This window comes from Lysobacter sp. Soil_C_59 (assembly GCF_057656415.1).
On record NZ_JBDGKK010000002.1, the window covers coordinates 396,227 to 420,233 of the forward strand.

The following is a 24,007-nucleotide window of genomic DNA, read 5'->3' on the forward strand; positions in this document are numbered from 1 at the left end:
ATGACGGTGATCCTGCAGACGCAACGGCTCAACCTGCGCGAGCTCAATGAGTTCGACGCGCCCTTCATCCTCGAACTGCTGACCGATCCGTCGTTCCTGGAGAACATCGGCGACCGCGGCGTGAGCGATCTCGACAGCGCGCTGAATTACATCCGCACCGGTCCTGGCGACAGCTACGCACGCAACGGCTACGGCCTGTGGCTGGTGGAGCTCAAAGAGTCCGGCATTCCGCTCGGCACCTGCGGCCTGATCCGGCGTGACACGCTGCCGGCTGCCGACATCGGCTATGCGTTCCTGCCGCGGCATTGGGGACACGGTTATGCGGTGGAGGCTTGCACGGCGGTGCGCGACCACGCGCTGCGGACGCTGGCGATGCCCCAGTTGCTGGCGATCGTGTCGCCCGGCAACGATGCTTCGATCAAGGTGCTGGAGCGGATCGGATTGAGCTTTCGCGAGATGGTGCAGCTGGGTGCGGATGCAGAACGGTTGAAGCTGTATTCGCTGGAAGCGTGACGAACAGCGATCGCGGCTAGTTCGCCAGCAGTTTGACCAGCCCGGCGATCAGGCAACCGCTCCACAGAACCGAAAGCGTTACCCGTTTGAATCGACGCTCCATTTCCGATCCCCCTGACCTGCGAATTCCTGCGCACGTTGTACCCAAGGATTGTGTCCTTCGGTAGGCAGGCGAGACTTATTCTCATAAGGACGAGGGAAGTCGGCACGCCCGCCGAGCGTGATGTCCATCTCACTTCGCCGGCGCCGCGGAGGTTCACCTGCCCGCATCGAGATGCGTCAGGAACAACCGCAGATCGAACTCCAGCTGGTGGTAGTCCGGCTCCATGTGCGTGCACAGCTGGTAGAAGGCCTTGTTGTGGTCGGCCTCCTTCATGTGCGCGAGTTCATGCACGACGATCATCTTCAGGAACTCGGCCGGCGCATCGCGGAACACCGTGGCGATGCGGATCTCGCGGCTGGCCTTGAGCTTGCCGCCATGCACCCTGGAGATCGCGGTATGGGTGCCCAGCGCATGCTTCATCACTTGCAGCTTGCTGTCGTAGACCACCTTGCCCAGCGGCACCGCCTTGCGCATGTGCCGGTCCTTGAGCGCCTGCACGTATTCATACAGCTGTCCGTCGCTGCGCACGGCGTGGGCCTGGCCGTACTTTCCGGCGAGCATCGCGCCCAGACGATCCTGCTCGATCAGCTCGCGCACCCGCTCCTGGACGTGTGGCGGATAGCCAGCGAGGTACTTCAGCGGTTCCATCGGTACGGGGCGGGTGCGAAGGGGTCGGAGGGTATGATGGGCCCGAAATCCCCAGGCACGAAACAGCGACATGGCGAAGGCGAATCCCCTTCAGGAACAACTGCTCAAGGCGGGACTGGTCAAGAAGTCCAAGGTGGCCGAGGTCGCGCGCGAGCAGAACAAGGCCCGCCATGCCAAGGCACCGTCCGGCCCCGGCGAGATCCAGCTGGAAGCCGAGCGCGCACGGGCCGAGAAGGTCGAGCGTGACCGAGCGCTGGCGGCAGAGCGCAAGGCGCAGCTGCGCGTCGCCGAACTTCGCGCCCAGGCGCGACAGATCATCGAGGACAGGAAAGTCCCGCGGTCGGGCGAGAGCGAGTACCGCTTCACCGTGGACGGCGCCATTCGCACGCTGCTGCTGAATGCGGACCTGAGGAAAAAGCTGTCCCTCGGCGCACTTGTGATCGCCCGCGTGGACGATCGCTTCGAGTTGTTGCCGCGCGAGGCCGCCGACAAGGTGCGTGAACGCGACGCCGCCATGATCGTGCTCGACCACGGCCAGGACACCGGCGCCGAACCTGCCGCCGCATCGTCCGAGGACGATGCGTACTACGCGCAGTTCCAGGTGCCTGACGACCTGATCTGGTAGTCGCGCTCTCCGGCCGCCTTACAGTGGTTCGGTAATTGGCACCGGACGCCCCTGCTGGCCGGCGATGGCGTGATTGACGTCGCGGTGGCCGGCTTCGTCGTCGCGGACCGCGATGACGACCTCGCGCAGTCGCGCATCGGCCGGCAACTTCCAGTACTCGATCGCGATCGCCGGCGCCGGCACGTTGTCGATGCGACCGGCGTCGATCTCTTCCAGGTAGCGCGTGTAGCTCACCACCGCCTCTTCCTCGAAGTAGCCGACCAGGCGGTGGGCAGTTCGCGAAGAGACGATGTAGAGCAGCAGGTAGAAGGTGAAGAACAGCGCCTGCGCGATCAGCACCATCATGCGTTCGAACCAGCTCGGCTTCGCGATCTCCATGAACGTCATCAGGTGCATGCGTTCGTTGTCGGCTTCGTCCAGCAAGGTGCGGATCCAGCCCTTGTCGTCGCGCATCCAGCGCAGGCAGCGCAGGTGCAGGAATGCGCCACCGACCATGCCCGGCACGGCGGCGACCGTCTCCAGCACGATCGCGCGGTTGCCGTAGCGCTTGGCGAACAGGGTGTCGGCGAAGAAGCGCAGGAAGCGCGTCGTTCCGTAGGCGACACGGTCCGACAGGGTGCTCACGGGGTGGTGCAGATCGACCGGATGGGTGGATCCAGCGTTCATCGGGAATCTCCGGACCGGAGGATGTTCCGGCCGATGGCAAGGGAATCTAGGTGACGCGGTCATTGGCGACCAGCCATGCCCGTGGACATGCGCTGTTGAGCTGCGGGCACCAATCGACAGTGCCTATGACGTGGAGCGCTCATGACGCCTTGCGCGTCGTGCGCGCTCCATCCAGAAAGATGTCCACGGCCTGGATCACGCGTGGACTCCACTCGTGCTCCGCCAGCGGCGGGCGCACGCCCAGCACGACTTCGAGGTGCGAGTCGTCGCGAAGCATGCCGATGAAATGCTCTGCCGCTTGCGCCGGACTGGCGAGCGTGACCACTCCGGCCTGCGCGTAGCGCTCCAGCAACCGCGCCAGGCCAGACGCCGCACGGCCCGAACCGTTCTTCAGGAAGGCGTTGGCCAGGCCCGGCATTCGCGCACTCTCGGACACGACCAGCCGGTAAACCGCGACGGTCCTGGGGTCCATCAGCACCTGCATCACGGCACGGGCGAAACGGATCAGCGACGCGCGCACGTCGTTGCCGACGTCCTCGTCGGCGTCGGGTATCGCCTGCAGCGCCGATTCGGACAGGTTGGTCACCATCGCCGCGAACAGGTCGTCCTTGCCGCCGAAGTGGCTGTAGATCGCGCGCTTGGAGCCGCCGACCTTCTCGATCACCGCGTCGATGCTGGTGTTGGCATAGCCATCGCGCAGGAACAGCTCGCTCGCGGCCTCGAGTATCTGGTTGCGCAGCTCGTCGGAGCTGCGGCGCGGCCGACGGGGAGCGGTCTGGTCGGCGGCGTCGGGCGGGAGATTGGGCATGGGGACCTCCGGTTCTTGACACCTACGGTACTGTCCATTACCTTTAATCGCAATGGTACTACCCGGTACCACACAGCCACCGCGACCGCCGCCACAGGTGCTTCATGGCGATTCCCCCTCCCCAGGCAGGAGCGAATCCCCCGCTCCCGTTTCTCCAGGGACCCTGCTGTGCGGCGCTGGCGGCGGACCGAGCCAGAGGAATCGCGCCATGACCCCGTCACCGTCCCGACGCCCACATCGCGCCGGCGCGGCCCTTTGCCTGGCCGTGCTCCTGCCCGGCTGCATGGTGGGCCCGGACTTCGTCAGGCCCGACGACGGCCTCCGGGACGCCGTGCTGACACCCCGGATCGAACACGTCGACGTGGCGCAGCCGACCGCTTCCGGCGTCCCCGTGCAGTGGTGGACGCTGTTCAACGACGCATTGCTGTCGGACCTGCAAGCGCGTGCGCTGGCCTCCAATCCCGATCTGCTCACCGCCGCTGCGCGCATCGAGCAAAGCCGCGCGCAGCTCGGCATTGCCTCCTCGGCGCTGCTGCCCAGCGTGAGTGCCGGCGCCAGCTACTCGCGCGAGGCCCTGAGCGAACACGGCAAGTTCGCCGCGCTGGGTGCGCCTTCCACGCCGAGCGATTTCTGGCAGCTTGGCTTCGACGCCAGCTGGGAAATCGATCTGTGGGGACGCGCCCGCCGCGTCCGCGAAGGTGCGCGCGCAAGCCTGGATGCCGCGATGTACGAACGCGAGGCCACGCGCGTGGCCCTGTCTGCCGAGGTCGCCAGGGCGTACCTGCAGTTGCGCGGACTGCAGGCGCAACTGGACATTGCCGAACAGAACAAGGCCATCGGCGAACGCACGCTCAGCCTGGCCGAAAGCCGGGAGCGCAATGGCGTCGCCACGCGCTTTGAAACCTCTTCCGCTCGCGCGCAGCTGGCGACGGTCAATGCCCTGGTGCCCGAGCTGGCGCAGCGCCGCAACGCCCAGATGAATGCGCTTGCGCTGCTGCTGGGCGCGCCGCCCCGCACGCTGGATGCGGAACTGCGCGAAGCGATGCCGCTGCCTTCGCTGCCGGTCAATGTGCCGGTGGGCGTCTCCTCGGAACTGGCGCGCCGACGACCCGACATCCTGCGCGCCGAAGCCAAGTTGCACGCCGCCACCGCCGCGATCGGCGTGGCCAGGGCCGACTTCTATCCGCGCATCGGCCTGAAGGGCCGGATCGGCGTGGAAGCATTCGAAAGCGGGGATCTCGACAGTTGGGATTCGCGATTCTTCTCCGTCGGCCCGACGGTGTTCCTGCCGATCTTCCAGGGCGGCAGGCTGACGCGCCGCCTGGAGTTGAACCAGGCGCGGCAGAAATTCTCCGCCCTCGCCTACCGGCAGACCGTGCTGCGCGCCTGGCACGAAGTGGACAACGCCCTCGATGCCTGGGCCGCGCAACAGCGACAGCACGCCGAGCTGCTCATCGCGTTCGAGCAGAGTTCCGAAGCGTTGCGCGTCGCCGAGCGGGGATATCGCGAAGGCGCCGCCGACTACCTGAGCGTGCTGACCGCGCAGCGCAACGTGCTGGCGAGCCAGACCAGCCTCAATGCCAGCATGACCGGCGCCGCGCTCACGCTGGTGAACCTCTACAAGTCGCTGGGCGGTGGCTGGAATCCGGACGACGTCGAACTCGCCTCGGCTCCGATCGGATCCGGACAGTGACCTGCGCGGCGTTGCCAGCATCGCCGCTGGTCCCGGTCGCGCAGGCCGCCGCGGGCAGGCCGTCGCCGCGTCAGATCGGCGCACTGCTCGGCATCTTCATCGCCGCAATGATGGCGGGACTGAACAACCGCGTCGGCGCGCTGGCACTGGCGGACGTACGCGGCGCGCTGGGCTTCGGCCTGGACGATGCGTCCTGGGTATCCACCGCCTACACCGCCGGCGAACTCATCGCGATGCCGTTCGCGGCATGGTTCGCCATCACGCTTTCCGTTCGTCGCATGCACCTGTGGATGGTGGGCACCTGCGCCGTGCTGGCGTTGCTGCTGCCCTTCGTCGAGAACCTTGATCTGCTGATCGGCCTGCGCTTCGTGCAAGGCATCAGCAGTGGCACGTTGATTCCGATCCTGATGATGGCGGCGCTGAAGTTCCTGCCGCCGCACATTCGCCTGCATGGGCTGGCGCTCTACGCGATGACGGCGACCTTTGCGCCGAATCTTGCGATCTGGCTGGCCGGGCAATGGACGGACGCCGTTTCGGATTGGCGCTGGGTGTACTGGCAGATCCTGCCCTTGGCGCTCATCGCTGCGTTGCTGGTGAGCCGCGGGCTACCGGTCGAACCGATCCAGACGCCGCGATTCCGCCAGGCCAACTGGCCCGGCATGGCCATCGGTGTGCCCGCGCTGGGGCTGATCACGATCGCACTCGACCAGGGCGTGCGGCTGGACTGGTTCAACTCGCCCTTGATCAGCTTCGCGCTGCTGGCGGGCCTGGTGCTGTTGTTCGCCTACCTGCTGACGGAGTGGTACCACCCGGCACCGTTCCTCAAGCTGCAGATCCTCGGACGGCGCAACCTGGCGCTGGGCTGCATCCTGTTCGTGCTGCTGCTCGTGGTGCTGCTGTCGGGATCGCTGCTGCCGACCAACTACCTGGGGCAGATCCAGAACTACCGCGCCATGCAGACCGCGCCGATCGGGCTGATCGTGGCCCTGCCGCAGCTGGTGCTGGGATCGCTGGTCGCACGGCTGCTTTACCGGAAGTGGGTCGATGCACGTTTTGTGTTCGCCTCCGGGCTGGCCCTGATCGCACTGGCCTGCCTCGCTGCCGCGCAACTGGACGCCGACTGGAACTGGAAGCAGTTCGTGGTTGCGCAGACCTTGCAGGCCTTGGGCCAGCCCATGGCGGTGGTGTCGATGCTGTTCCTGATCACCAGCGTGGTCCAGCCGGCGGAAGGCCCCTTCATCTCGGGCACGATCAATGCGCTGCGCGCGTTCGGCTCGATGCTGGGCGTGGCAGTGGTGGCGCAGCTCACCACCGTTCGCGCCCGCTTCCACGCCGAGATGCTGCTCGACCATGCGGCGCTGGTCGGCAACTCGCTGCCTCAGGCGCCGGAGCCATCGCAACTGATGCCGATGATCGCGCAGCAGTCGCTGGTGCTGTCGACCGCCGATGCCTATCGCGTGCTCGGCGTGCTGGCACTGCTGATGATTCCGCTCGTCCTGCGCCTGACCCATATCCCCGCGCCCGCGATGAGCGCGCCATTGCCCGCTTCGCCCGTGCCTGCCGAACCTCCCGTTGCATCCCTTTCACACGGATAACCCCATGGCCTTGCCGAAGACAGCAAGGATCACCGTTGCCGCACTGCTGCTCGCAGTGGCCGTCGGCGGAGTGATCCTCCTCAACCGCCACGAGTCCGGTGCATCGACCCAGTCCACCGACGATGCCTACGTACAGGCCGACTTCACGACCGTGGCGCCACAGGTATCGGGAACCGTCGATGCCGTCCTGATCAAGGACAACCAGGTCGTGAAGGCCGGCGACCTGCTCGCCACGATCGAGGACAGCGACTTCATCGTTGCCGTCAACGCAGCCGGGGCCCAGGTCCTTGGCGCAAAGGCCACCATTACCGGCCTGGAAGCCCGCCTGGTGCAGCAGGAAACGGCGATTCGCCAGGCGCAGGCGGCGCTGGATGCGGACAACGCCTCGCTGAAGCTGGCGCGCACCAATCGCGCGCGTTACAGCAATCTGGCTGCCGACGGCTCGGGCACCGTGCAGGCGCTGCAGCAAGCCGAAGCGCAATTGGGCATCCAGCTGGCGGCCGAAGAGAAGAATCGCGCGGGGCTGCAGTCCGCACGCGAGCAGGTAGGCATCCTCAAGGCGGATCTCGAAAAGGCCCGGGCGGCGTACTCGCAGGCGTTGTCCGGCCAGGCTTCGGCGGAGCTCAAGCTCTCCTATACCCGTATCCGTGCGCCGGTCGGCGGCACGATCGGGCAGAAGTCCGTGCGCGTTGGCGCCTTCGTCAATGCCGGCAAGCCACTGCTGGCGATCGTGCCGCTCGATGCGGTCTATGTCGCCGCGAACTTCCGCGAAACCCAGCTGGCGCGCGTGCGACCCGGGCACAGGGTCGACATCGAAGTCGATGCACTGCCGGACCAGATCCTGAAAGGCAGAGTGGAGAGCCTGGGCCCGGCCAGTGGTGCCAGCTACTCCGCCGTTGCGCCGCACAACGCCACCGGCAACTTCACCAAGATCGTGCAACGACTTCCCGTTCGCATCAGCATTGATCGCGGCCAGCCGGCGGCGGCGATGCTGAGGGTGGGGATGTCGGTCACGCCGATGATCCTCGTGGGCAAGCAGGACTAGACGCACAGCCGTTCGCAACCAACACAAGCATGAAAGCAACCATGAGCATTACCCCGCGCAAGTCATCCGGCGCACGTCGAGACGCGATCCTGCAAGACCTCGCCGAAGCCATCCGGAACGTGGATGGCGATCCGACCAACATCGAGAGCGTCATCGCCGCAAGCAGTACCAGCCAGCAAGAGGTCATCGCCCGGTTCGGAAGCACCAGCGCCCTGCTCGTCGCCCTGATGGAGAAGGTCGCCAGGACGATGCTGCAGCCACTGGGCTATTGCCGTAACGAAGAGGAGTTCCGCGCGAGCCTGCGCGAGTTCGGCAACCGGATGACGGACGAGCATTCGGGATTGCAATTGCAGCGGCTGTACCGGATCGCGCTCACAGGCGTGATCAGGGACGCCAGTGTCGGTCGCGACGCCTACAGGCACGGCCCGGGACTGGTGAAGGATGAGCTTGCGCGGTTCTTCCGGGCCGCACAGGCGACCGGCATCGCCCTGAGCGGCGACAGCCACCGCCTGGCAAGCCACCTGATGGCGCTGCTGCGGGCGCGGTGGAGCCTTGCCGAGATCGCGCCGCGCACCGTCGCTGCCATGTCGCCACAGGACGAAGTCGAGCGGACCATCGCGCTGTTCTGCGCCGGCCTTCAATCGGAGGCGAGGAATGAGTACGTTGTTTCCCAGGTCGCTTGAGCCGGGCCACGACCCCGTCGCGCGGATTGCGCAGTTCCCTGATCTGTTGCTGGGTGAAGGCGTGCCTGAAGAGCTGGCAATCGAGGTCGACGGTAATGGTTCCCCGGTCACGATCAAGGCCGCTACCTGGCTGATCTGCTTCGTCCCGGGGCTGCGCCGGCAGTGGTGGCACCGCTTTGCCGATGCACGGCACAAGCATGTATTCGCATTGCGCGAGGTGGGCGACGGCACCTGGCTGCTGGTCGAGCCATGGTGGACACGGATGATGGTGAACGTGCTTACCGTCGATGAAGCAACCAAGTTCCTGCGCTGGGCAGCGGTGGGCGACATCCTGCAGGTACGTGAATCGATTCCGGGCCGCGGCAGCCAGATGCGCGGGTGGTCGAACTGCAGCGTGCAGATGGCCTACCTGCTCGGCCGTTCGTACCGGACATGGACGCCCAACGGCCTTTACCGGCGGCTGCTGCGCGAGCCCGACACACGCCGCGTCGATGCGTCGGCCTTGCTCAGGAAGCATTTCCAGTTCGTGGCGAACGCGACCGTCAACACGATGCTCAGGGCGATCGCCAGACGCCGGGACGAGTCGCTCGACGCGACGTTGCTGGCACTGGGCATCGGCGTGATGACGGCCATGACCTCGGCATCGGCGACCGGTCTGTACAAGGTCGCGGTCTCGGATTCGACCCGGTTCAAGGACGCGGCGGAGATGTTCTGGGCGCTCGGTCCCGGGCGCGCGATCGGCCGCGTCCGCGAAGCGCTGGAGGATGCCAGGCACCGCGGCGAAATCGACGTCGACGACTGCCATGTCGCCGCGCTGCAGTTCATGGCGATGCTGCGCGGCAATCTTTACCTGGAGATCGTGTTCGGCTTGCGCGGAGCGCCGGGGGCCAGCGAGATCGGCGACCACGTGCGCTCGGTCGTCTCTGTCTTCCTGCACGGAGCGCGACCGGCAATCGGCGATGGAGGCGACGGCCACTGCGTCCGGGAGATATCCCCGCTGCAGGCGCTGAGCGCAGCCGGACTGATCCGCGAGATCGGCGAATCCGCGCGCGAGATCATCAATGGCGACGACTGGCAGCAAGTGGCCGGTTGGGCAGAAGGCGTCTGGCGTGGCTATTCGGACTGCACCGGCCTGCCATGGGAGCAGGCCTCCTCGCGCATCCACGAGGTTTGGAAAGCGACGGGTTACGCGGACAGGTCGTCCACGAGCGGCGCGGCCTTGGTGCGCGAGTAGTGCAGCAACCGGCCGCGGAACGGAGGCAGGTCCTCGTCGTCCATCGGACAGCGCTCTTCGATCAGCGCGAATCCCTGCGCCGCCAGCAGACGAGTGAAACGCGTGCTGTGGCCACGGCCGGGGTCGGTGACCACCACTTCGGCCGTCGGCTGCGCATGCCGTTCGACGACGCTGGACAGCAGCAGGGCGTGATCGAGTTCGTACAGCACATCGCTGGCGATGATCAGGTCGAAGTGCCCCAGCGTCGGCAGCGGCACGTCCCATCGCATATGGCGATAGTGCAGCGCCGGCAGCGCGTTGAGCGCTGCGTTGTACGCCAGGAACGACTCGGCCAGCGGATGCATGTCGGAAGCAACCACATTGGCGCCACGGCCTTGCAGCACCAGGCTGGCCAGTCCGATGCCGCAACCGAGTTCGAGCACGCGCTTGCCGGCAACGTCGAAGCGGTGCATGGCCTGCGCGAGCAGGCGTCCGGCCGGCCATATCTGGCCGAACAGGCTCCATTGCGCGGACGAGATGCCCAGCCGCTCGCCATGGCCGTCGGGGTCGGAGAACTGCTGTTTGTCGCTGAGAACGCGCAGACGGTAATCGTGCCCGCCGATGGGGACGACCTGATTCCGGGTGGTATAGCCTGGCACTGGCGCTCCCGGCCTCGTGAAGAGGCAGGTGGACTCACATGAATGGGAGCGAGGCGTGCGGGCGCCGAGCGGCAGAGCAGACGCGCGGGTCACGGCGCGTGCTTGAGAAACATCCTACACCCCACAGGCTTGCGAGCCGGGACCGTGGCGGCGTCTACACGACCTCGATCCGCACGTCGGCGAACCACAGTTGCTGCCAGCGCAGCGGCTTGTCCTGCGCGCTCAGCAATCGCGGTTGAGCAACCTGCTCTGGCGCGAAGTCCGATGGCCCGTCGATTGCGCGCACGTTGAGGGCGGCGAACAGGCGGTCCTCGCTCCAGTAGGTCGCCATCACCAGCACGCCGCATTGCGAGCAGACGATGAACTCGGCCTGGTCGGAACCCTGCCGGTAGTGCACGGCGGCGTCGCCGCCCCGCTGCTGCAGGATCAGGCTTCCCGCCGGATCGGTCAGCCAGGCCGCGCCGTGCTTGCGGCAGAAGTCGCAATCGCAGGCGCGCGGCGCGTAGTCATGCGCGGGTCGGGTCAGCGTCGCCTGCATGACCAGGTTGCGGCAATGGCAACTGGCATGGACGACGGACGCGGTCACGGCGCCAGCCGGTAGTGCTGGCCCTGCAGGCGCGGCTTGCCGTCGACGACATCGGTCCAGACCACGTAGGCACCGTCTTCGCCGAGCGCGAGCTGGGCGAAACCGGTAGCCCGTCCGCGACCTTGCAGGCGCGCGACTTCGACGCGTTGCTGTTCGCGTGCGAGGTCTGGTGTGTAGCGTGCGAGATGCAACGATTGCACGCCGGCCTCCTCGCGCATCCACAGCATCCAGGCACCGTCCGCATCGAGCGCGAGGTCGACCCGGCCCTGCACCGGCATGCCCTTGTCGACTGTCAGCGGCGCGGCGAAGGTGTCGCCGGCATCGTTGCTGCGCGCCAGCTTCAGCGCGGGCATGTCGCCGGCCGCGGTGTACCAGGCCACGAGCGCGGCATCGCCGTCGGCGGCGACGGCAGGGCCGTTGACCGGGCAGGCAGGCATCTTCCAGCCATCGGCGTGGACCGCGTGCGCCGGTGTCCAGGCGTCGCCCTGCAGGCGGGTGATGGCGATGTCGCGGATCTCGTCCGGCGTGCGATCGCGGTAGACCAGCAACGGTCCGCGGCCACCGAGGGCCACATCGGTCTGGCAGCAATCGCAGGTCATCGTGTCGATCTCGCGTTCGCCCTCGCGCTTGAGCGACGCGTCGAACAGCGAGGCGCGCAACGTCATGGCGCCGCCGCCGTGGCCTTCGTGACCGCCGTGGCCATGGCCGCCGCCGCTGTCGCGACCGTCGAGCCAGGCGATACCGAGGCGATCGCGCGCTGCCGGCCACAGCGACACGAAACCGTGTTCGGTCGGCGTGCCGTCATCGTTGACCAGCACCGGCTGCGACCAGGTGCGGCCTTCATCGCCCGAGCGGACCAGCGCGACGTCGTACGCGTACGGCGCCTTGGCCGACTTCTTCAGCCAGTGCGCCCACAACGCGCCATCCGGCGTCACCGCAAGGTGCGGCGTGTCGGCCCAGTTGACGAACCAGTCGTTGCCGCGCGCGATCTGCTTCACTTCGCTCCACGCGCCATTGCCGTAGCGGGCGAACTTGAGTGCGTGCCCTTCGCCTTCGGTCTCGATCCAGGACAGCAGGAGCGAACCGTCCGGCGCGCGCACGAGATCGGGCTGCGCGGCCAGGCCCTGGCCCGCCGGCAGTGACCACGCCTCGGCCATTGCCTGGGTAGCCACGGCTGGCGCGGTTTGCGTCGCCGTGGCCGCCTCGGTTTGGGCGGGCGCGGCGGTGGTCGGCGCTGAGCGGTCGCAGGCGACCGGCAGCAGCAGCAGCAGCGGGAGGATCAGGGCGGGTTTGACAGGGGCTCGCTTCATCGCGCAAGCCTAGCGCGCCGGGCGAGGCGATGGGATGCCTGCCGTCAGAACTTGCCGTTGCCGTTCTTCCACTGCTCACGCGGCGGGATCGCTTCGATGGTGTCCCAGTGCTCGGCGATCTTGCCGTTCTCGATGCGCCACAGGTCATAGAAGGCGACGTGCTGGCTGCCCATCTGGCCCTCGCTGACGGAGAGAATGAAGTTGCCTTCGCCGAGAACGCGGTGGACGCGCTCGTACTTCATCGCCCTGCCCTGCTGGGCCATCGCATAGAGGGCGCTGCCGAGCGCCGACAGTCCGTTGGCGATATGCGGGTTGTGCTGGATGTAGCGGTCGCCGTCGAAGTAGCCCGCCAGCCGTTCCATCCGCCCATGGACGAGGATGTCGTCGAGGAACGAGCGCACCAGCGCCTTGTTCGTCGCGGTCTGTTCCAGGTCGACTACCAGCAGCGTGCCGTCGGTCATGCTGTGGCCGCTGGGGTTGGGCGTGTCGGGCTTGTCCTGCAGGTTGTCCCAGTGTTCGACGATCTTGCCCTCGTCGAAGCGGAAGATGTCGAAGCCGATCTTCGGCCCGAAGAAATCGTAGTCGGTGTGGGCGAAGACGAAGTCGCCGTCCTGGAACACGCGCACCGTGTTCACCCGGGCGCTGCCCTCGGGAAGTTGCTGGAGCAGTTCGCCGAATCCGGCCAGGCCGTCGCCGACGGCCAGGTTGTGCTGCACGTAGCGACTGGGATGGATATAGCCGACCGGGTGGGCATCACCGGTTTCTATGCTCTTCAGAAGCAGCGCTACCTGCGCCTTGGGGGACATGCTCATGGTCGCGTTTCTCGTTCGATGCGGTTGGTGGTCATTTTCCGCAGCGGGCCTATGATTCACAGGTCAATGGACGACAGCCAGCTGTGAATTTCGGACATCCTGAGATGCGGAAACGGCAAGGCGGCAGCATCATGCGAGTCGCGTACCAGCCGCCTGACGAGTACGGGCTGGACGTGGAGGTTTTCACGGTGGCTGACTTGCGCGGCCGCGTCGATGACGCTCACTTTCGTGTCACGCAACGCATCGATTTCCACATGCTGATCTGCGTGACCGACGGGCGCTTCGATTACACGGTGGATTTCACCTCGATCCCGTGCCGGCCCGGTTCGTTGCTGGCGCTGCGGCCGGAGCAGGCGCTGCACTTCAACATGCAGGCCAACTGGAACGGCTGGGTGGTGATCTTTCGTCCCGAGTTCCTGGCGCCGTTGCAGACCACGGTGCGGGTCGACGAACTCAAGGCGCACGCCGGCCTGCAGTCACTGCCAAGTCACATGACGCTGGAAGGCGACGAGCACCGCGCGGTGCTCGACACCATCACCCGCATGCACGCGGACTCGGTGTCGGGCTGGCCCTCCGGCGAGCTTCATCCGTTGCTGCGCCACCAGTTGTACTCGCTGTTGCTGCGGCTGCACCTGAGCCACGGCCGGCAGGAATCACAGTCGGGCGCTTCGGTGGCGAGCCTGCAACGGTTTCGCCGCTTCCAGCAGATGCTGGAGGCGAACTTCGCCCACCAACACCAGGTCGCCGCCTACGCCAAGGCGCTCGGGTGTTCGGAACGCAGCCTGACGCGCACGACGCTGGACGTCGCCGGAGTGCAGGCCAAGGCATTCATCGCCGCGCGCATCAACCTGGAAGCCAAGCGCCTGCTCGCGCAGACCGCGCTGCCGATAACCACGATCGCCGAGCAGCTCGGCTTCGACGAGGCGGCCAACTTCATCAAGTTCTTCAAACGCGACGCCGGCTGCGCGCCGGGAGAGTTCCGGCGCCAGCATTCGTCCTGAGCTCAGGCGACGCGGGAGCGTCGCGCGCGGGTCAGGTGCACCAGCAGCAGCGAGATCGCCGCCGGCGTCATGCCGGGGATGCGCTGTGCCTGGCCGATGGTCTGCGGACGCACGCGCTCGAGCTTGCCCTGAACTTCGGCCGAAAGGCCGCGCACGCCGGCGTAATCGAAGTCGTGCGGAATCGCCGTGGTTTCGTGGCGCTGCTGGCGCTCGATTTCCTCACGCTGGCGATCGAGGTAACCGGCGTACTTGACGCCGATCTCGACCTGCTCGGACACCGCCGGGTCTTCCACCGCCGGACCAAGCGACGGCACCTGCATCAGCTTGGCGTAGTCGAGTTCCGGACGCTTGAGCAGGTCCAGCGCGCTTGTCTCGCGGCTGATCTCGATGCCGAGCACGGCCATGGCCTCGCGACCCAGTGCATTGCCCGGCGCGGCCCAGACGGCTCCAAGGCGAGTATTTTCGCGCGCGACGGCTTCGCGCTTGGCGTCGAAGCGGGCGAAACGGGCGTCGTCGACCAGGCCCAGTTCGCGACCGACCGGCGTCAGTCGCGCGTCGGCATTGTCCTCGCGCAGCTGCAGGCGGTACTCGGCGCGCGAGGTGAACATGCGATACGGCTCGCTGGTGCCGTGGGTGATCAGGTCGTCGACGAGCACGCCGAGGTAGGCCTCGTCGCGGCGCGGCGACCAGCCCTCCAGGCCCTTGGTGAAGCGCGCGGCGTTGACGCCGGCGAGCAGGCCCTGCGCGGCGGCTTCCTCGTAGCCGGTGGTGCCGTTGATCTGGCCGGCGAAGAACAGGCCCGACATCGCCTTGGTCTCCAGCGTCGACTTCAGGCCGCGCGGGTCGAAGAAGTCGTACTCGATCGCGTAGCCCGGACGGGTGATGTGCGCGTTCTCGAAACCTCGGATCGAACGCACCAGCGCCAGCTGCACGTCGAACGGCAGCGAGGTGGAGATGCCGTTGGGGTAGATCTCGGCGACGTCCAGGCCTTCAGGCTCGACGAAGATCTGATGGCTGGGCTTCTCGGCGAAGCGCACCACCTTGTCCTCGATCGAGGGGCAGTAGCGCGGGCCGATGCCTTCGATCTGGCCGGTGTACAGCGGCGAGCGGTCGAGCGCGCCGCGGATGATCTCGTGGGTCTGCTCGCTGGTGTGGGTGATCCAGCACGAGACCTGGCGCGGATGGTCGGCGTGGCTGCCCATGAAGGACATCACCGGGCGCGGATCGTCGCCGGGCTGCTCTTCCATCACCGAGTAGTCGAGCGTGCGGCCATCGATGCGCGGCGGCGTGCCGGTCTTGAGGCGGTCAACCACGAACGGGCCTTCGCGCAGGCGCGCGGCCAGGGCGACGGCGGGCGGATCGCCGGCACGGCCGGCGGCATACGTGGTCTGGCCGACGTGGACCTTGCCGGCGAGGAAGGTGCCCGCGGTCAGCACCACGGCGGGGGCTTCGAAGCGCAGCCCGGTCTGGGTGATGGCACCGGCGACGCGGCCGTCGGCGAAGACGATGTCGTCGACCGCGGCCTGGAACAGGGTCAGGTTCGGCTGGTTCTCGACCGCCCGACGGATGAAGCTGCGATACAGCGCGCGATCGGCCTGGCAGCGGGTCGCGCGCACGGCCGGGCCCTTGCTCGCGTTGAGCCGGCGCCACTGGATGCCGGCCGCATCGGCGGCGCGCGCCATGATGCCGCCCAGTGCATCGATTTCCTTGACCAGGTGGCCCTTGCCGATGCCGCCGATGGCCGGGTTGCAGCTCATCGCACCGACGGTCTCCACCGAGTGCGTCAGCAGCAGCGTGCGTGCGCCGGCGCGGGCAGACGCAAGCGCCGCTTCGGTGCCGGCATGGCCGCCGCCGATCACGATCACGTCGTACTGGTAGAAGTTCTGGCTCATCGGGTCCTGGGGATCTTGCCGGCGCATCGGGTTCGCACCGCTGGCGAATTTTAGGCCACCACGGTTTGCCCTGCCGGTCAGTCTGAATGCCGCGTGAAAGTTGGCACGGTTCCTGCTTTGTACTTATTGCACCCAGCGGGGCAGGCGCTCATCGCCGGCCGGATTTGGAACAGGGGCTGGCCAAGCGCTCGCGGGGGAAGCCGGGGGGCCGAATGTCGGGGGACGTTCGGCCCCCTTTTTTTTGGCTGCGCCTGCAAAAAACCCAACGTTTGCTTTGCAAACCTTGGGCCCCGGGGCTGAGCCTCCAATCCCTGCGCCTGCCGCCGCGCCCCCTTACTAAGGGGGCTGCCGATTCTGTTGGGTTGTCCAGGCCGCGTTCGACGCATTCCTGGAACTTGTCCTCTCAAACGTCGCGACCCCGCCTGGGCGGGGTCGGAGGGACGTTCTTGCGCCTCTGCGCGTGGCGCGCGGGGGCCGGAATGGGCGCCGACGCCCGACGGGGACGGAACAGGGGGGATCCGTGGTTCCTCGCCGGGCGCCGACATGGAAGCTGGGCTGCTTTGCTGTTTACGTCCAAAAGCGACGTAATCGGTCAATAGGCGCAGATTGCCGTCAGTCGAGCCGCGACGCAAGCGGAAAAATGTGAATTGCGGCCAGCTTGCGCAACCCCATCAGGGCTCGTGTCGCGGTGCGCGCTCACGACCTGACGACGGACGGCGCGGGGCGTCGTTGCGGGGCGCCTGACGCGGCTCGTTGCTCGCATTCGGGTCGGTCGGTCGAACCGCCGAACCGGGGCGACCGCCCGGTCGCGGACCCGGCTGCACGCCCGGCTGCGGCCTCGGACCCTGGCCGCTCCAGCCGGGGCGGTTCGGGTGGTTGCCGTTGTTGTAGTAGCCGTTGCCGTAACCATGGCCGCCGCCGTGACCGCGGTAGCGCGGGTAGTTGTAGTACGGCGCCCGGTAGCCCGGGTAGCCGTACGGGCCGTAGCCATGGCGGTACGGGTAGGCATAGCGATAGGGATAGCCATAGCCGTAGCGATACGGATAGGCGTACGGGTAATACCCGCCCCAGCCGCCGTAGTAACCGCCATAGCCGCCGCCGTAGCCACCGTAATAGCGGTACTCGACGCTGGGTCGGCCGTAGTAGTAATCGCCCGAGCCACCGTAACCGCGATAGCCGTAGTCGGTGATGCAACCCGCCAGCAGCGTCGCGGCGAGTGCAGGTATCAGTAGTTTGCGGATCATGATGCGGAACCCCCCGGGTCAGGCCGTCAGCATCAGGCCGCGGAATTGAACTCGGCCTTAATTTTTCCGGCTCTTCCCTGCTGCGGGTTAACGGAGCTGCAAGAAGACCGCGCATTGCCCTATCCGGGCACCGGTGCCAGCATGCCACGCTTTGTTTCCACCCCCCGAGAGCGTCGATGACCCTGCACCGTGCGTCCGGCCAATGGCGGCTTGGGCTGCTCCTCACTCTGGTCACCGCGCTGTGCTGGGCGACGCTGCCGGTCGCGCTGAAGCTGGTCCTGGAGGTCCTCGACCCGATCACCCTGACCTGGTTCCGCTTCCTCGTGGCGGCGGTCGTGACCGGAGCCTGGCTCGGCGCGCGCGGCAAGCTCGGCGGCTACGCCCGGCTGGGTCGCCGCGGCAGCGCGATGCTGGCGCTGGCGGCGCTGATGCTGGTCGGCAACTACGTCTTCTATCTGCTCGGCGTGCAGCACACCACGCCGGCGAACGCCCAGTTGCTGATCCAGCTGGCACCGCTGCTGATGACACTGGGCGGCGTGTGGGTGTTCGGCGAGCAGTTCCGCGCCGCGCAATGGTTGGGCCTGGCCCTGCTGGTGACCGGCATGGTGCTGTTCTTCGCCGACCAGCTGGCGGCCAGCGCACGGGCGCCGGGTTACGTGCTCGGATCGGCGCTGGTGATCGTCGGCGCGATCGTCTGGGCGGTGTACGCGCTGCTGCAGAAGCAGCTGCTGCTGCGCCTGGGTTCGATGCAGGTGCTGCTTTTCATCTACGCCTTCGCCAGCGTCGCGCTGCTGCCGTTCGCGCATCCGGCGGCACTGCTGCAACTGGACGCGGTGCACTGGGCAATGCTGCTGTACTGCGCGTTCAACACCATCGGCGCGTATGGCGCGTTCGCCGAGGCACTGGCGCACTGGGAGGCATCGCGCGTGTCGGCGATCCTCGCCACCACGCCCCTGCTGTGCATAGCGGCAGCCACCGCCGTGCATGCGCTGTGGCCGCAGTGGCTGGCACCGGAACGGATCACCACTCTGGGCTGGATCGGCGCGGCTTTGGTGGTGGCAGGCTCGGCCGCGGTGAGCCTGCTCAACCGGCCTGCGGCGCGCTAGCATCGGCGCATGACAAACGCCGCCCCTGCCCAGCCCGCCACCCGCGCCGCCACCCTGCCTGATTTCGACGCGGTCCTGGCCGCTGCGGCGCGCATCGCGCCCCATGCCCACGTCACCCCGGTACTGCGCGCGCACAGCCTGGATGCCCTGGCCGGTTGCGAGCTGCACTTCAAGGCCGAGCACCTGCAACGCGCCGGTGCCTTCAAGTTCCGCGGTGCGTGCAATGCGATCTGGTCGCTGACGCCGGACGAGGCCGCACGTGGCGTGGTCACGCATTCCTCGGGCAATCACGGCGCCGCCCTCGCCCTGGCTGCGCGCACGCGTGGCGTGGCCTGCCATGTGGTGGTTCCCGAAGGCGCCGTCGCCGCCAAGGTCGCAGCCATCGAGGCCTACGGCGCGGTGCTGCACCGCTGCGCGGCCACCATTGCCGCGCGCGAAGCCAAGTGCGCCCAGGTCCAGGCCGACACCGGCGCCGAGCTGGTGCACCCGTATACCGATTTCCGCGTGATCGCCGGCCAGGGCACCGCGGCGATGGAGCTTCTGGCCAACGACACCGCATTCGATGCGCTGATCGTGCCGGTCGGCGGTGGCGGCCTGGCCGCGGGCACGGCGCTGAGCGTGGCCGCGTTGTCGCCACGCACGAAGCTGTTCCTGGCCGAGCCCAGCGGCGCGGCCGAGACCTGGGCATCGATGCAGCGCGGCGAGCGCGTCACCGAATTCACTCCCGATACCGTCTGCGACGGCCTGCGCGGCACCCTGGGCGATCCCAACTTCGTCATGCTCCACCAGCACCGCGCCGAGGTCCTCAAGGTCGACGACCGCGACACCATCGCGGCGATGCGCCTGCTCTGGCAGCGCACCAAGCAGATCGTCGAGCCGTCCTCGGCGGTCGCGCTGGCGGCGGTGCTGACACGCAAGGACCTGTTTGCCGGCCAGCGCGTCGGCATCGTGCTGTCGGGCGGCAACGTCGATCCAGACGCACTGCCGGAGCTGTTCGCGCGCGGCTGACGGCGCCGATGCCGGAATAGCGTTAACGCTAACGCCGGTCGCCATGAGGGTTGGCGGCACCGGTCACGTTCGCGACCACCCGCTGCGCCGCTATTATCCCCATGCCGGCCCTTCGCCGGCGTCGCCATGCCGGCCACCCCCGCCGCAAGGACACGCGATGATGAAGATCGACGGAACCCGCAGTCACGACCGCGCCACGGAGCTGATCCTGGCGTACTACGCGGCGTTCAACCGTGGCGATTGGGACGCGATGCTGGCCCTGCTTGGCGAGGGCATCATCCACGACCTCAACCAGGGCCCGCGCGAGATCGGCCACGAGGCCTTCGCTGCGTTCCTGCAGCGCATGGCCCGCAGCTATCGCGAACAGTTGCACGACATCGTGGTGATGGTGTCCCCCGATGGAGCGCGTGCCGCGGCCGAGTACATCGTCCATGGCGAGTACGTGGTCAGCGACACCGGCCTGCCAGAAGCGCGCGGGCAGAAGTACGTGTTGCCCGGCGGCGCGTTCTTCGAGGTCAACGACGGACGCATCCAGCGCGTGAGCAATTACTACAACCTCGAAGACTGGATCGCCCAGGTCGGCGGCTGAAGCGTCACCAGGACAGCAGCCGCAAGCCGGCTGTGTTCCGACAGCCCCCTTACGTTTGACGCCGTAGAGTCGGGGCACCCGCACGAGCCAGCGAGTCCGCATGCCCCGCGTCCTGCGTTCACCGTCGCTCTGGATCGCCGTGATGGCGACGGTGCTGGCGCTGTGCTTCCTGGGTACGCGCGGGATGTGGGATCCGGACGAGGGCCGCTACACGAATGTCGCGCTGATCATGCTCGACAGCGGCGACTGGCTCAATCCGCATCGCAACCACGAGGTCGGGCACTGGACCAAGCCGCCGCTGACCTACTGGACGATCGCCTCCAGCATTGCGGTGTTCGGCGCGAATACCTGGGCGGCGCGACTTCCGGCAGCGCTGTCGTACCTGTTCTGCGTCTGGCTGACCTGGCGCATCGCGCGCAGGTTGTCGCCCGGCAGCGAGAATGCCGCGGCGCTCGCTTACGCCAGCATGTGGTTCACCGTCGGCGCATCGCAGCTGATCACCACCGACTACGTCCTGGCGGCGTGCGAGACGCTGGCGATGTGGGCCTTCGTCGAGGCGCGCTTCACCGGCACTGCTGAAGGCCAGTCGCCGCATCCGCGTCGCTGGATCGCACTGATGTGGGCCGGCTTCGCGCTGGCCTTCATCACCAAGGGGCCGGCCGGACTGGTGCTGTTGCCCGTCGTGCTGTTGTTCGATTACCTGATGCCGGGCCGGCACCGGGTTTTGCAATGGTCGGGCATCGTGCTGTTCGCGGTGCTCGCCTTGCCGTGGTACCTGGCGGTGTTCCATGGCAACCCGGGGCTGTTCCACTACTTCGTCGGCGACGAACTGGTGAATCGCATGACCACCGGCGAGTTCGGCCGCCACGCCGAGTGGTACGGCTGGATCGAAATCTACCTGCCGACGCTCGTGGTAGGGACCCTGCCCTGGACGCCGACGTTGTGGCGATGGGCGCGAGGGCTGCCGGCATTGGCGAAGCCCTGGCGTGCCGATCCCGCGCGACGCCAGGCCGACGCGCACTGGCTGCTGCCGTGCCTGTGGCTGCTGTTGCCGCTGCTGGTGTTCTGTTTCGCGCGATCGCGGATGCCGCTGTACCTGCTGCCGCTGTTCGTTCCCATGGCGTTGATCGTGGCGCTGCAGTGGCAACAAGAAGGCAGGCCGCTGCCGCGCTGGCCGTGGCTGCTGGCGTGGGTGGCGTTGCTGCTGGCGCTGAAACTGGCGCTGGCGTGGTGGCCGACGCACAAGGATGCGGGAGCCTGGGCCGACGCCATCCGCGAACGCTCGCGCGTGCCGGTGGAGGAAGTGGTGTTCGTCGAGGACATGGCGCGCTACGGCCTGCACCTGCACCTGGGGACCGGCACCGAGGTGGAGAAGATCTCGCTGGAGACGTTGCAGCAGCCGCGCTTCAATCCGACCTACGACGAGCCGCTGGTGGTCGAACTGGCCGAACACGAGAGCGGCGTGGTGTGGGTGTGCAAGCAGGTCGACTGGCCGGTCGTGCAGGCACGCATCCACGCGCTCGGATACCGGGCAACGCTACTGGGTACGCCGTACGAGCGCCGCGTGATGTTCGAGGTGCATCGCCGGGACGAAACCGGTCAGCGTGCGGCGCCGGCCACGGCCAGGTAGTCCAGGCCCTGGCTCAGCAGCAGGCGCATCACCGACGCCCGCTCGGTGATCGGCCGCGTCTGCAATGCATCGAGCAGCGCGCCGACCGAACGGCATCGTGCCGGATGATCGCTGCCGTTGAGCCCGGCGAGGAAACCATCGTTGAGGATCGCAGCGCGGACACCGGCGGCCTTCAATGCCTGCAGTGCCAATGCCGGGTCGTAGGGTTGCGGCGGGTTCTGCGCGGAAGCGACGAAGAAATCGGCAACGGCGTTGGCGAAGCGCACGCGGCTGGCCTGGCTCAGTTGCGAGGCGATTTCGTTGTAGCCATCGACGGTGCGCTCGGCGTCGGGATCGAACAGCTCGCACATCACGCGCGAGTCCTGCGGCGACTGCGCGCCGGCATGGATCGCCTGGAACAGGCCGTCGACGCTGGCATCGGGAGCGCGCAGCAGCATCTGCCGGCTGTCGCCGAGCAGTGCACCGGCATCGATGCCCCATTGCTCGAGCGATCCGCTCTGGGCGAATGCGGGCGGGACGAATGCGCACGCGCCGGCGAGCAGTGACAGGGCCAGCAGCGGACGGTAAGCGAGGCGGGTGATGGGCGGCATGGATGGAAATCTAACCAGCGGCACCTGAACGTGCGCGGGGCTTCGGCAGCCCCGCCGGCAGCTACGCGCCGCGGTCGCCGCGCAGCTCCTGCGTCGCGCGCCGGTCGCCGGCCGCCGAGCGCGCGGCGACCAGGCTGAACACCACGATGCCGACCACCACCAGCACCGCGCCGCCGAGCGCACGACCCTGCGGCCACTGCTCGCCCAGCCAAAGCACGCCGATCAGGGTGGCGAACAGGATCTCGGCCGCCTGCATCGCTTCGGCCGCGGCCAGCGCCGTCGGATCGTTGCGGACCATGCCGGTGGCCTGGAAGAACAGGATCGTGGCAATCACGCCGGCACCCAGGGCAACGCCGCCGGCGAGCCAGACCTGGCCCGTCGATGGCAAACCGGTGCCGGTCCACGCCAGAGCCGCCACGGCCAGCCACATCGGCTGGCTGGCCAGGGTCATGCCGAACACGCGCTGGGTCGCGTTGAGCTCGACGCCGGCCTTCTCCAGGTGCAGCAGCAGGCCGCGATTGCCGAGCGGATAGGCGAAAGCCGAGACAGCGACCAGCACCAGTGCGATCCAGCCGTCGCGATCCAGTCCGCCGCCGCCGTGACCGAACTGCATCAGCAGCACGCCGGCCACGACCAGCAGGCCAGTGAGCAGCGCCGGCATCGGTATCCGCGCACGCTCATCGCGATAGAGGAACGGTGCGCACAGCATCCCTGCGATCACGGTGAGCTGGAACGTGCCCGCCACCAGCCACGACGGTCCACTGGATGCGGCGAAGCTCAGGCACAGGTAGAACAGGACGAAGCCAATCCCGCTCCACAGCAGCCATGGACCCGGGTGCGCGCGGATCGCGCGCCACACTGGTGCCATGCCGCCCTGCCAGCGCATCACCGGCAGCATCAGCGGCAGCGTGATCAGGTAGCGCAGCGATGCCGTCCACGCCCAGTGCCCGCCCTCGACCGCGGCGGCGCGGTTGAGCACATAGGTGCAGGTGAAGAAGAACGCCGACGCCAGGGCAATGGCGACCGCGGCCAGCGCGACGCGGCGCATGGTCATGGGCGCTTCCGGATCGGGATGCGGCTCACCGGCACCTGCACTTCGTCGACGCCGCCGACGCGGATCGGCGTGCCCGGTTGCGGGCCCCAGGCGTGTGCGTAGATCACTTCCCAGGTCGCCGGCAGGCGGCCGTCGCGCCGCCACGGCTCGTACGCCTGCGCGGCGCGGGCGAAGCGCTCGCGGCCGGTCAGGCTGCGGCGACGGTCGATGTTGGCGTTGGTCGCGCCGAGCGTGCGCAGCTCGCGCATCAGCTCGCCCAGGTCGGCATGGCCGAGCACGAACTCGTCGCGGTCGAGTACCGGGTTCTTGAAGCCGGCGGCGATCAGCGCGTCGCCGAACTGCGCGATCGTCGCGAACGCACTCACGTGCGGCACGTTGTCCGCCTCGGCGAAGGCGCCGCGCAATTCGTGCAGCGTATCGGGACCGAACGTGGACACCAGCAGCAGGCCATCGGGCTTGAGCACGCGGCGGAAACCGGCGAACACCGCCGGCAGGTCCTCGACCCACTGCAGGCACAGGTTGGAGAACAGCACATCGACGCTGCCGTCGCGCAGCGGCAGCGCGCGCGCGTCGGCGCAGAGGGCATCGGGACGCGCGCCGCCGAGGAAGCGCGGACGCCAGCCGCCGGCGTTGTGGCGGGTTTCGCGCAGCATCGGCAGGGCCAGGTCGAGCGCGACCACCTGCGCCTTCGGCCAGCGCTTCTGCATGGCGATGCTGGCGTGACCCGGGCCGCAGCCGATGTCGAGCACCACCTGCGGCGGTGCGCGACCGTGCGCGGGATCGTCGAGGTAGTCCAGCTGCTCCATCAGGCGCGAAGCGACTTCGCGTTGCAGCGCGGCGGCGTTGTCGTAGCCGTGCGCGGCGCGGGAGAACGCGCGGCGGACCTGGCGGTGGTCGAAGAGCTCGGTCATTCGTGCACCTGCGCCACATCCTT

24 protein-coding genes are annotated in these 24,007 nt (G+C 67.7%); 12 read left to right on the plus strand and 12 right to left on the minus strand.

Going from position 1 to position 24,007, the window contains the following annotated elements:
- A complete protein-coding gene (locus AC3A3Q_RS05255; RefSeq protein WP_487585216.1) occupies positions 1 to 513 on the plus strand; it encodes a GNAT family N-acetyltransferase in 513 nt (170 codons plus the stop codon).
- 256 nt (positions 514 to 769) lie between these two features.
- Here the strand turns inward: AC3A3Q_RS05255 and AC3A3Q_RS05260 are convergent, their stop codons facing one another.
- Positions 770 to 1,336, minus strand: coding sequence for a M48 metallopeptidase family protein (locus tag AC3A3Q_RS05260; protein ID WP_487585217.1), 567 nt, complete (start codon positions 1,334 to 1,336; stop codon positions 770 to 772).
- Between AC3A3Q_RS05260 and AC3A3Q_RS05265 the strand changes: the two genes are divergently transcribed.
- On the plus strand, positions 1,335 to 1,889 hold the full coding sequence (locus tag AC3A3Q_RS05265) for a DUF2058 domain-containing protein (RefSeq protein WP_487585218.1): 555 nt from the start codon (positions 1,335 to 1,337) through the stop codon (positions 1,887 to 1,889). The two genes, AC3A3Q_RS05260 and AC3A3Q_RS05265, sit on opposite strands and share 2 nt — an antisense overlap.
- An 18-nt stretch (positions 1,890 to 1,907) precedes the next feature.
- On the opposite strand, the gene AC3A3Q_RS05270 is transcribed toward AC3A3Q_RS05265, so the two are convergent.
- On the minus strand, positions 1,908 to 2,555 hold the full coding sequence (locus tag AC3A3Q_RS05270) for an alternative oxidase (RefSeq protein WP_487585219.1): 648 nt from the start codon (positions 2,553 to 2,555) through the stop codon (positions 1,908 to 1,910).
- 139 nt (positions 2,556 to 2,694) lie between these two features.
- Positions 2,695 to 3,363 (minus strand): TetR/AcrR family transcriptional regulator, encoded by a 669-nt coding sequence (locus AC3A3Q_RS05275; RefSeq protein ID WP_487585220.1) that lies wholly within the window; start codon positions 3,361 to 3,363, stop codon positions 2,695 to 2,697.
- Positions 3,364 to 3,571: 208 nt separating this feature from the next.
- Between AC3A3Q_RS05275 and AC3A3Q_RS05280 the strand changes: the two genes are divergently transcribed.
- Genes AC3A3Q_RS05280 through AC3A3Q_RS05300 form a run of 5 tightly spaced genes read left to right on the plus strand, consistent with a single transcriptional unit; the run spans position 3,572 to position 9,613 of the window.
- Entirely contained in the window at positions 3,572 to 5,056 is a 1,485-nt protein-coding gene (locus AC3A3Q_RS05280; RefSeq protein ID WP_487585221.1) for an efflux transporter outer membrane subunit, read from the plus strand.
- Positions 5,057 to 5,067: 11 nt separating this feature from the next.
- On the plus strand, positions 5,068 to 6,651 hold the full coding sequence (locus AC3A3Q_RS05285) for an MFS transporter (RefSeq protein ID WP_487585222.1): 1,584 nt from the start codon (positions 5,068 to 5,070) through the stop codon (positions 6,649 to 6,651).
- A gap of 4 nt (positions 6,652 to 6,655) precedes the next feature.
- Positions 6,656 to 7,696: an HlyD family secretion protein gene (locus AC3A3Q_RS05290; RefSeq protein ID WP_487585223.1), complete on the plus strand. Its 1,041-nt coding sequence runs from the start codon at positions 6,656 to 6,658 to the stop codon at positions 7,694 to 7,696.
- A gap of 29 nt (positions 7,697 to 7,725) precedes the next feature.
- Positions 7,726 to 8,379, plus strand: coding sequence for a TetR/AcrR family transcriptional regulator C-terminal domain-containing protein (locus AC3A3Q_RS05295; protein WP_487585224.1), 654 nt, complete (start codon positions 7,726 to 7,728; stop codon positions 8,377 to 8,379).
- A complete protein-coding gene (locus tag AC3A3Q_RS05300; RefSeq protein ID WP_487585225.1) occupies positions 8,351 to 9,613 on the plus strand; it encodes a TetR/AcrR family transcriptional regulator C-terminal domain-containing protein in 1,263 nt (420 codons plus the stop codon). Before AC3A3Q_RS05295 ends, AC3A3Q_RS05300 begins: the two co-directional genes overlap by 29 nt.
- Here AC3A3Q_RS05300 and AC3A3Q_RS05305 read toward each other — a convergent pair.
- The 4 genes from AC3A3Q_RS05305 to AC3A3Q_RS05320 form a co-directional block, all read right to left on the minus strand.
- Positions 9,565 to 10,251, minus strand: coding sequence for a class I SAM-dependent methyltransferase (locus AC3A3Q_RS05305; RefSeq protein ID WP_487585226.1), 687 nt, complete (start codon positions 10,249 to 10,251; stop codon positions 9,565 to 9,567). The genes AC3A3Q_RS05300 and AC3A3Q_RS05305 overlap by 49 nt on opposite strands.
- A 154-nt stretch (positions 10,252 to 10,405) precedes the next feature.
- On the minus strand, positions 10,406 to 10,837 hold the full coding sequence (locus AC3A3Q_RS05310; protein ID WP_487585227.1) for a GFA family protein: 432 nt from the start codon (positions 10,835 to 10,837) through the stop codon (positions 10,406 to 10,408).
- Complete coding sequence (locus tag AC3A3Q_RS05315) at positions 10,834 to 12,147, minus strand: hypothetical protein (protein WP_487585228.1); 1,314 nt, start codon at positions 12,145 to 12,147, stop codon at positions 10,834 to 10,836. The genes AC3A3Q_RS05310 and AC3A3Q_RS05315 overlap by 4 nt, the downstream gene beginning before the upstream one ends.
- Before the next feature lie 44 nt (positions 12,148 to 12,191).
- Positions 12,192 to 12,959, minus strand: coding sequence for a nuclear transport factor 2 family protein (locus tag AC3A3Q_RS05320; protein WP_487585229.1), 768 nt, complete (start codon positions 12,957 to 12,959; stop codon positions 12,192 to 12,194).
- A 131-nt stretch (positions 12,960 to 13,090) separates the two neighbouring features.
- Between AC3A3Q_RS05320 and AC3A3Q_RS05325 the strand changes: the two genes are divergently transcribed.
- Positions 13,091 to 13,960 carry an AraC family transcriptional regulator gene (locus AC3A3Q_RS05325; protein WP_487585230.1) on the plus strand — a complete coding sequence of 290 codons (870 nt, stop codon included), beginning with the start codon at positions 13,091 to 13,093 and terminating at the stop codon, positions 13,958 to 13,960.
- A 2-nt stretch (positions 13,961 to 13,962) separates the two neighbouring features.
- Here AC3A3Q_RS05325 and mnmG read toward each other — a convergent pair whose 3' ends face one another.
- Together mnmG and AC3A3Q_RS05335 are read right to left on the minus strand one after the other, a co-directional pair.
- Complete coding sequence (gene mnmG / locus AC3A3Q_RS05330; protein WP_487585231.1) at positions 13,963 to 15,852, minus strand: tRNA uridine-5-carboxymethylaminomethyl(34) synthesis enzyme MnmG; 1,890 nt, start codon at positions 15,850 to 15,852, stop codon at positions 13,963 to 13,965.
- A 671-nt stretch (positions 15,853 to 16,523) separates the two neighbouring features.
- On the minus strand, positions 16,524 to 17,096 hold the full coding sequence (locus AC3A3Q_RS05335; protein ID WP_487585232.1) for a hypothetical protein: 573 nt from the start codon (positions 17,094 to 17,096) through the stop codon (positions 16,524 to 16,526).
- Positions 17,097 to 17,272: 176 nt separating this feature from the next.
- Here AC3A3Q_RS05335 and AC3A3Q_RS05340 point away from each other — a divergent pair, with 176 nt between their 5' ends.
- The 4 genes from AC3A3Q_RS05340 to AC3A3Q_RS05355 all read left to right on the plus strand — a co-directional run bounded on the left by AC3A3Q_RS05340 (position 17,273) and on the right by AC3A3Q_RS05355 (position 21,429).
- Positions 17,273 to 18,202 carry a DMT family transporter gene (locus tag AC3A3Q_RS05340; RefSeq protein WP_487585233.1) on the plus strand — a complete coding sequence of 310 codons (930 nt, stop codon included), beginning with the start codon at positions 17,273 to 17,275 and terminating at the stop codon, positions 18,200 to 18,202.
- 9 nt (positions 18,203 to 18,211) lie between these two features.
- Entirely contained in the window at positions 18,212 to 19,210 is a 999-nt protein-coding gene (locus AC3A3Q_RS05345; RefSeq protein ID WP_487585234.1) for a pyridoxal-phosphate dependent enzyme, read from the plus strand.
- 160 nt (positions 19,211 to 19,370) lie between these two features.
- Positions 19,371 to 19,799, plus strand: a complete 429-nt coding sequence (locus AC3A3Q_RS05350) for a ketosteroid isomerase-related protein (RefSeq protein WP_200607886.1) — start codon at positions 19,371 to 19,373, stop codon at positions 19,797 to 19,799.
- Positions 19,800 to 19,899: 100 nt separating this feature from the next.
- On the plus strand, positions 19,900 to 21,429 hold the full coding sequence (locus AC3A3Q_RS05355) for an ArnT family glycosyltransferase (RefSeq protein ID WP_487585235.1): 1,530 nt from the start codon (positions 19,900 to 19,902) through the stop codon (positions 21,427 to 21,429).
- Here AC3A3Q_RS05355 and AC3A3Q_RS05360 read toward each other — a convergent pair.
- From AC3A3Q_RS05360 to bioC, 3 genes are all read right to left on the minus strand, one after another.
- A complete protein-coding gene (locus AC3A3Q_RS05360) occupies positions 21,399 to 22,019 on the minus strand; it encodes a hypothetical protein (RefSeq protein ID WP_487585236.1) in 621 nt (206 codons plus the stop codon). The genes AC3A3Q_RS05355 and AC3A3Q_RS05360 overlap by 31 nt on opposite strands.
- 61 nt (positions 22,020 to 22,080) lie before the next feature.
- Positions 22,081 to 23,073 carry a multidrug resistance efflux transporter family protein gene (locus tag AC3A3Q_RS05365; protein WP_487585237.1) on the minus strand — a complete coding sequence of 331 codons (993 nt, stop codon included), beginning with the start codon at positions 23,071 to 23,073 and terminating at the stop codon, positions 22,081 to 22,083.
- Positions 23,070 to 23,984 carry a malonyl-ACP O-methyltransferase BioC gene (gene bioC, locus AC3A3Q_RS05370; protein ID WP_487585238.1) on the minus strand — a complete coding sequence of 305 codons (915 nt, stop codon included), beginning with the start codon at positions 23,982 to 23,984 and terminating at the stop codon, positions 23,070 to 23,072. Before bioC ends, AC3A3Q_RS05365 begins: the two co-directional genes overlap by 4 nt.
- Positions 23,985 to 24,007 lie beyond the last annotated feature (23 nt).

What these genes read in the sequence shown, in the direction of transcription:
- AC3A3Q_RS05335 (WP_487585232.1), bottom strand. Translation starts at nt 17,096, where the DNA reads ATGATCCGCAAACTACTGATACCTGCACTCGCCGCGACGCTGCTGGCG.
- AC3A3Q_RS05360 (WP_487585236.1), bottom strand. Translation starts at nt 22,019, where the DNA reads ATGCCGCCCATCACCCGCCTCGCTTACCGTCCGCTGCTGGCCCTGTCA.
- AC3A3Q_RS05290 (WP_487585223.1), top strand. Translation starts at nt 6,656, where the DNA reads ATGGCCTTGCCGAAGACAGCAAGGATCACCGTTGCCGCACTGCTGCTC.
- bioC (WP_487585238.1), bottom strand. Translation starts at nt 23,984, where the DNA reads ATGACCGAGCTCTTCGACCACCGCCAGGTCCGCCGCGCGTTCTCCCGC.
- AC3A3Q_RS05355 (WP_487585235.1), top strand. Translation starts at nt 19,900, where the DNA reads ATGCCCCGCGTCCTGCGTTCACCGTCGCTCTGGATCGCCGTGATGGCG.
- AC3A3Q_RS05260 (WP_487585217.1), bottom strand. Translation starts at nt 1,336, where the DNA reads ATGTCGCTGTTTCGTGCCTGGGGATTTCGGGCCCATCATACCCTCCGA.
- AC3A3Q_RS05340 (WP_487585233.1), top strand. Translation starts at nt 17,273, where the DNA reads ATGACCCTGCACCGTGCGTCCGGCCAATGGCGGCTTGGGCTGCTCCTC.
- AC3A3Q_RS05325 (WP_487585230.1), top strand. Translation starts at nt 13,091, where the DNA reads ATGCGAGTCGCGTACCAGCCGCCTGACGAGTACGGGCTGGACGTGGAG.
- AC3A3Q_RS05280 (WP_487585221.1), top strand. Translation starts at nt 3,572, where the DNA reads ATGACCCCGTCACCGTCCCGACGCCCACATCGCGCCGGCGCGGCCCTT.
- AC3A3Q_RS05265 (WP_487585218.1), top strand. Translation starts at nt 1,335, where the DNA reads ATGGCGAAGGCGAATCCCCTTCAGGAACAACTGCTCAAGGCGGGACTG.
- AC3A3Q_RS05365 (WP_487585237.1), bottom strand. Translation starts at nt 23,073, where the DNA reads ATGACCATGCGCCGCGTCGCGCTGGCCGCGGTCGCCATTGCCCTGGCG.
- AC3A3Q_RS05345 (WP_487585234.1), top strand. Translation starts at nt 18,212, where the DNA reads ATGACAAACGCCGCCCCTGCCCAGCCCGCCACCCGCGCCGCCACCCTG.
- mnmG (WP_487585231.1), bottom strand. Translation starts at nt 15,852, where the DNA reads ATGAGCCAGAACTTCTACCAGTACGACGTGATCGTGATCGGCGGCGGC.
- AC3A3Q_RS05350 (WP_200607886.1), top strand. Translation starts at nt 19,371, where the DNA reads ATGAAGATCGACGGAACCCGCAGTCACGACCGCGCCACGGAGCTGATC.
- AC3A3Q_RS05295 (WP_487585224.1), top strand. Translation starts at nt 7,726, where the DNA reads ATGAAAGCAACCATGAGCATTACCCCGCGCAAGTCATCCGGCGCACGT.
- AC3A3Q_RS05315 (WP_487585228.1), bottom strand. Translation starts at nt 12,147, where the DNA reads ATGAAGCGAGCCCCTGTCAAACCCGCCCTGATCCTCCCGCTGCTGCTG.
- AC3A3Q_RS05255 (WP_487585216.1), top strand. Translation starts at nt 1, where the DNA reads ATGACGGTGATCCTGCAGACGCAACGGCTCAACCTGCGCGAGCTCAAT.
- AC3A3Q_RS05275 (WP_487585220.1), bottom strand. Translation starts at nt 3,363, where the DNA reads ATGCCCAATCTCCCGCCCGACGCCGCCGACCAGACCGCTCCCCGTCGG.
- AC3A3Q_RS05320 (WP_487585229.1), bottom strand. Translation starts at nt 12,959, where the DNA reads ATGAGCATGTCCCCCAAGGCGCAGGTAGCGCTGCTTCTGAAGAGCATA.
- AC3A3Q_RS05300 (WP_487585225.1), top strand. Translation starts at nt 8,351, where the DNA reads ATGAGTACGTTGTTTCCCAGGTCGCTTGAGCCGGGCCACGACCCCGTC.
- AC3A3Q_RS05270 (WP_487585219.1), bottom strand. Translation starts at nt 2,555, where the DNA reads ATGAACGCTGGATCCACCCATCCGGTCGATCTGCACCACCCCGTGAGC.